Raw genomic sequence first — 5,474 nt, 5'->3', positions numbered from 1 at the left:
ACATGGCGGCGGCCGAGGCGGTCTGCGCCCACCGGAAGCCCCGGTTGAGCTTGCCCGGCTGCCCCTTCCGGAACATCCAGAGGATGGCCAGCATCAGCAGGTAGCCGAGGGTCAGACCGACGATCGGCGAGAGCACCATCGGCAGGATGACCTTCTCGCCGATGTTGACCCACTGCACGATGCCGCCGCTGGACAGCAGGGTCGCCCCGACCAGACCACCGAAGAGCGCGTGCGAGGAGGACGACGGCAGACCGAAGTACCAGGTGATCAGGTTCCAGGCGATGGCGCCGAGCACCCCGGCGAAGACCACCCCCAGGCTGCTGATGCCGGTGGGCAGGGTGACCAGGCCGTCGCCGACGGTCTTGGCCACTCCGGCGCCGAAGTGCGCGCCGACGAAGTTGCCGACCGCGGCGAGCCCCAGCGCGATCCGGGGGGTCAACGCGCGGGTCGAGACGCTTGTCGCGATCGCGTTGGCAGCGTCGTGGAAGCCGTTGGTGTAGTCGAACGCCAGGGCTACCGCGATCACCGCCAGGACGGCGATGAGTTCGGGAGACACCGGCTCAGGACTCCTTGACGGCGATGGTCTCGACGGTGTTCGCCACGTGCTCGAAGGCGTCGCAGGCTGCCTCCAGCTCGTCGGCGACCTCCTTCATCTTCAGCACGGTGAGCGCGTCGTACTCGCCGGAGAAGAGGCGGACGAGCAGCTGCCGGTTGATCCGGTCGCCCTCGTTCTCCAGCCGGTTGCACTCGATCCAGTAGTCCTCAAGATCCTTCATCGACTTCAGCCGGGGCATCGCGTCGGCGGTCAGCTTGGCCTGCTGGTCGAGCACGTTGACCATCTCGTGCAGCTCGCGCGGCAGCGCCGGAAGCTCGGTCAGCCCGTACAGGTAGAGCAGGTCGCCGACCGCTTCCAGGTGGTCCATCACGTCGTCCAGCAGCGAGCCGAGCCGGTAGATGTCCTCCCGGTCGAACGGCGTGATGAAGGTTGAGTTGATCTTCTTGTACAGCTCGTGGGTGATCTGGTCGCTGTCGTGCTCGACCTCGGTGAGCCGCTCGCTGACGGACTGCACGTCCACGCCGGGCAGGGCCAGCTCGTTGAGCAGCGCCGTGCCCCGGACCAGGTTCTGCGCGGCCCTGGTGAAGAGCTCGTAGAAGGCGCCCTCGGTGGGGCGGAAGGAAAACTTCACAGCACAGACCTCGTCGCGTCGGTGGAAGGGTGGCGGCACCCGAGAGCGCCCGCTCGGTGAATGCTAGGAAACGGCAGAACCGGGAATTCGCCGGCCCACCCCTGGCCAGGCACCATTCACCGCTCGTTCACCTGCCGTTCACCTCGACCGTCCCACCGGCACCCGCTCCCCCAGCCAACAGGCGCCTCCGCTCCCGGGCCACGTCGAAATCGGCAGCCGGATACCCCAGATCGAGCGTGTCGAACGTCTCACGCAGCAGGTGGGCCACCGCCCAGTCCCGGTACCACTTGCGGTCCGCCGGCACCACGAACCAGGGCGCGGCGTCCGTGCCGCACCGGCTCAGCGCCTCGGCGTACGCGGCCTGGTAGTCGTCCCAGTGCCCCCGCGAGTCGATGTCGGAGGGGTTGTACTTCCAGTGCTTGCGCGGGTCGGTGAGCCGGTCCAGCAGGCGCTTGCCCTGCTCGGCGTACGAGATGTGCAGCATCACCTTGATCAGCGTCACGCCGTCCTCGGTCAGTTCCCGCTCGAACGCGTTGATCTCGTCATAGCGGGCCCGCCAGGTCGCCTCCGGCACCAGCGAGCCGACCCGGGCGATCAACACGTCCTCGTAGTGCGACCTGTTGAACATCCCCACGTACCCCGGCGGCGGCAGCTCCCGGCGAATCCGCCAGAGGAAGTCGTGCCGCAGCTCCTGACGCGTCGGCGGCCCGAACGAGCGGATGTGCAGGCCCAGCGGGTTCATCGCGCCCGCCACCCGCTTGATCGTGCCGTCCTTGCCGCCGCAGTCCATGGCCTGCAACACCAGCAGCACCCGGCGGGCCGGCCGCTCCGATCCGGTCTTGGCCATCGCGAAGAGCATCTCCTGCTGCCGGCCCAGCTCCTCACCGACCAGCTCCACCTGCTCCCGCGCCCAGGTCTTACGGTGCTCGACGCGGTCCGCCGGCACCGGTAGGCCGGGCATGGACCGCGGGTCGATCGCGCCGAGATCCACCGGCGCGGTGACCCGCAGCAGTTCCCGCATCGAGCCGCCGTCCGGCCCCACGATCTGCCCTTGCTGGGGTGCGCTCATGCACGGATCATCACCCAACCGCCGCCGATCCGCCCGCCGAGAGCCGTCGACGGACCCCGGCCCGGTGACCGACACCCTCGACCTGCGCCCACCGCAGGCACCGACCCACCGGGGCGTTCCGGGGCTGCCGGCACCTCCGCCAGGCGGGAGGATGGAGGCCGGGACACCGACCGGAAGGGGTGGTGGGTCGTGCGGGAACTGGCGACGGAGTTCGAGGCCGAGCGGGGCCGGCTCCTCGCGGTGGGCCACCGGATGCTGGGCAGCCGCAGCGAGGCGGAGGACGCGGTCCAGGAGACCTGGCTGCGCTACGCCGGGGCGCTGGCCGACCCGGCGGCCCGCGCCGAGATCCGTGACCTGCCCGCGTGGCTGACCACCACCTGCGCCCGGATCTGCCTGGACGTGCTCCGCTCGGCCCGGGTCCGCCGGGAGGCGTACCCCGGACAGTGGCTGCCGGAGCCGGTGGTGAGCCCGGTGGACGGTCGGTCGCCGGCCGACGGTTACGCGCCCGACCCGGCGGAGCGGGCGGTCCGCACCGACCAGGTCGGCACGGCGCGGCGGGTGGTGCTGGAGCGGCTCGCACCGGAGCAACGGGTCGCGCTGGTGCTGCACGACGTGTTCGCGTTGCCGTTCGCCCGGGTCGCGGGGGTGCTCGGCACCACCGAGGCGGCTGCCCGGCAGCTCGCCTCCCGGGCCCGTCGGGCGGTCAGCGCGCCGGACGTACCCCGGCACACCGCGGACCCGGCCGAGCAGCGCCGGGTGCTCAAGGCGTTCGTCGCCGCGACCGAGTCCGGCGATCTGGACCAACTCCTCCAGGTGCTCGCACCGGACGTGGTCTTCGTCGGCGACTCGGGCGGGCACTTCCCCGCGGCCCGTCGGCCGGTGCTCGGCGCCGACGCCGTGGGTCGCCTCACCCTCGGCCTGTTCGGCCGGACCGGCCGGTACGCCGACCGGGTGCTGGCTCGGCCGGTGCTCGTCGACGGCGCGCTCGGCCTGCAGATGGAGACGGCACACAGCGACGGGCGACCGATCCGCCTGGTCACCGCATTCGCTGTGGACCGGGGCCGGATCACCGCCATCTACAACCAGCTCAACCCGGAGAAGCTGACCGACCTGCCGCCGCTGGACGCCGACGACGGCTGGCCACCACGCTGGTGAGCCGGCCCGGTCAGACCACCAGGGCCAACCACTTGCGGTACGCGGTGGCGAACGGCTCGGTGCCGTCGCCCAAGGCCCCGAACAGCCGCTGTGCCGCCGCCTCCGCCTCGACCACCACGTCGTCCGGGTAGCCGAACCGGGCCCGGTGCTCGGCGAACTCGTCCTCGTCGAGCAGCTCCACCAGGCCGGTGGCCCGACGCCGGACGACGTCCAGGTCAAGGTCGATCAGGTGGACGGTGTCGTCGGACTCCCAGCGGGCCGGGGTCGTGATGTCGCAGTAGACCTCGCTGGTGCGCGGCGGCGGGTTGAACATGGCCGTCCACCAGGCGCGGTGCGGCACCAGCAGCACGAACGGGATCTTCTCCACCGAGGGGCGGCCGTGGTAGACCGACTGGGTGCCCTCGGGCACTCCGAGCCAGATGCCGAGATCGTCCTCCGTGAGCCGGCGGGCCGGGTAGTCGCGGTGGGCGCTGCCGTCGTACTTGCGGTAGATCACTCGGACCATGTCGCTCGGCATGATTCGCACCCTAACCGATACTGCCCACGCGTCGTAGCGCGGCCGTAACCGGACGGCGTCGCCCGCACCGCCCGGCCCGGTCGGCGGCACGCCACGCGGCGGATGGGCGCTACCGGTGTCGGCGGCGCCGGGTACCGTCGCACGGTGACTCCGCCCCGCACCGCCACCGGTTCCGCCACCCCGTCGGCCCGTGCGAAGGGCCGGCGGCGGGGTGCCCGGCCCAGTGGCACCGAGCTGCTGGCGGCGGCGGTCGGCGCGGTGCCCGGTGGCGCGGAACGCCCCGGCCAGCTGCAGATGACCACGGCGATCGAGGCGTGCGTGGCCGACGGTGAGCATCTGCTCGTCCAGGCCGGCACCGGCACCGGCAAGTCGCTGGCGTACCTCGCGCCGGCGCTCACTGTGGACGGCCCGGTGGTGGTCTCCACCGCCACCCTGGCGTTGCAGTCCCAGCTGGTCGACCACGACCTGCCCCGGCTCGCCGACGCGGTCGAGCCGGTGCTCGGCCGGCGGCCCACCTTCGCCGTGCTCAAGGGCCGCCACCACTACCTCTGCCTGGCCCGACTGGACAACTCCACCGAGGAGGAGCCGGAGGACACCCTCTTCGACGCTCCCGCGGCACGTCCCGGCGGCGGCACGAAGTGGCTCGGTGAGGCGGGCCGGTTGGGCAAGCAGATCGAGCGGCTGCGGGACTGGGCCGAGAAGACCGCCACCGGCGACCGGGACGAGTTGGACCCGGGCGTCGACGACCAGGCCTGGCGGCTGGTGTCGATGCCGGCCCGCGAGTGCGTCGGCGCTACCCGTTGCCCGTTCGGGCAGGAGTGCTTCGCCGAGGCGTCGCGGGCCCGTGCCCGCGAGGCGGACATCGTGGTGACCAACCACAGCCTGCTCGCTGTCGACATGCTCGCCGACCGGCACATCGTGCCACCGCACAAGTTGCTCATCGTCGACGAGGCGCACGAGCTGGCCGACCGGGTCTCCTCCGCGGCCCAGGCGGAACTGGTGCCGGAGCTGATCGACCGGACCACCCGGCGGGCCCGGACGCTGCTGCGGCCGGAGACGGCCGAGGCGCTCACCGCCGCCGGCGACGCCCTCGCCGTCGGCCTGGCCGAGGCGCCTGCCGGGCGGATAACCGCGGGGTTGCCGACGCCGCTGCGGGAGGCGTGCACGCTGCTCGACGCGGCGACCCGCACCGCCCTGGACGCGATCGGCGACATCAAGGCCGACGACCCCGACCCGGTGCGCAAGCAGCAGGCCAAGGCCGCCCTGGACGAGCTCTCCACTACCGCGCAGCGGCTGCTGGAGGAGGCCGACCACGACGTGGCCTGGGTGGAGAAGAACGACAGCGGCAGCCGCCGCGCACTGGTGGTCGCGCCGCTGTCGGTGGCCGGCACCCTCGCCACCCACCTGTACGACGAACGCACCGTCGTCGCCACCTCGGCGACCCTGGCGCTGGGCGGTCGGTTCGACACCGTCGCCCGCGCCCTCGGGCTGGACGCGCCACCGCCCGCCCCGCCGACCCCCGCCGCTGCCGCGCTGGCCGCCGCAT

General features: G+C 72.4%; 6 protein-coding genes. 2 read left to right on the top strand and 4 right to left on the bottom strand.

The annotated features are described in order from the left end of the window. From KBX53_RS20840 to KBX53_RS20830, 3 genes are all read right to left on the bottom strand, one after another. Nucleotides 1-556: inorganic phosphate transporter (locus KBX53_RS20840; protein ID WP_210861140.1), on the bottom strand; the 556-nt coding region annotated here is incomplete at its 3' end. 4 nt (nucleotides 557-560) lie between these two features. After that, on the bottom strand, nucleotides 561-1,187 hold the full coding sequence (locus KBX53_RS20835; RefSeq protein WP_030327784.1) for a DUF47 domain-containing protein: 627 nt from the start codon (nucleotides 1,185-1,187) through the stop codon (nucleotides 561-563). Nucleotides 1,188-1,314: 127 nt separating this feature from the next. Beyond that, nucleotides 1,315-2,256 carry a PPK2 family polyphosphate kinase gene (locus tag KBX53_RS20830; RefSeq protein WP_210861138.1) on the bottom strand — a complete coding sequence of 314 codons (942 nt, stop codon included), beginning with the start codon at nucleotides 2,254-2,256 and terminating at the stop codon, nucleotides 1,315-1,317. A gap of 189 nt (nucleotides 2,257-2,445) precedes the next feature. On the opposite strand from KBX53_RS20830, the gene sigJ reads away from it, so the two are divergent. After that, nucleotides 2,446-3,411 (top strand): RNA polymerase sigma factor SigJ, encoded by a 966-nt coding sequence (gene sigJ, locus KBX53_RS20825; RefSeq protein ID WP_210861135.1) that lies wholly within the window; start codon nucleotides 2,446-2,448, stop codon nucleotides 3,409-3,411. 10 nt (nucleotides 3,412-3,421) lie between these two features. Here the strand turns inward: sigJ and KBX53_RS20820 are convergent, their stop codons facing one another. Then, nucleotides 3,422-3,928, bottom strand: a complete 507-nt coding sequence (locus tag KBX53_RS20820; protein ID WP_210861133.1) for a DUF402 domain-containing protein — start codon at nucleotides 3,926-3,928, stop codon at nucleotides 3,422-3,424. A 102-nt stretch (nucleotides 3,929-4,030) separates the two neighbouring features. On the opposite strand from KBX53_RS20820, the gene KBX53_RS20815 reads away from it, so the two are divergent. After that, nucleotides 4,031-5,474, top strand: a 1,444-nt coding sequence (locus KBX53_RS20815) for an ATP-dependent DNA helicase (RefSeq protein WP_210861132.1), incomplete at its 3' end; no start/stop codon positions are given.

This window comes from Micromonospora sp. M51, from assembly GCF_018070305.1.
Lineage (GTDB): Bacteria > Actinomycetota > Actinomycetes > Mycobacteriales > Micromonosporaceae > Micromonospora > Micromonospora parva.
Note: the sequence above shows the minus strand (reverse complement) of the source record. Positions and strands in the feature narration are given on the sequence as shown.

Excerpts from the sequence above, each read along its gene's own strand:
- KBX53_RS20830 (WP_210861138.1), bottom strand. The coding sequence starts at position 2,256 with ATGAGCGCACCCCAGCAAGGGCAGATCGTGGGGCCGGACGGCGGCTCG.
- KBX53_RS20820 (WP_210861133.1), bottom strand. The coding sequence starts at position 3,928 with ATGCCGAGCGACATGGTCCGAGTGATCTACCGCAAGTACGACGGCAGC.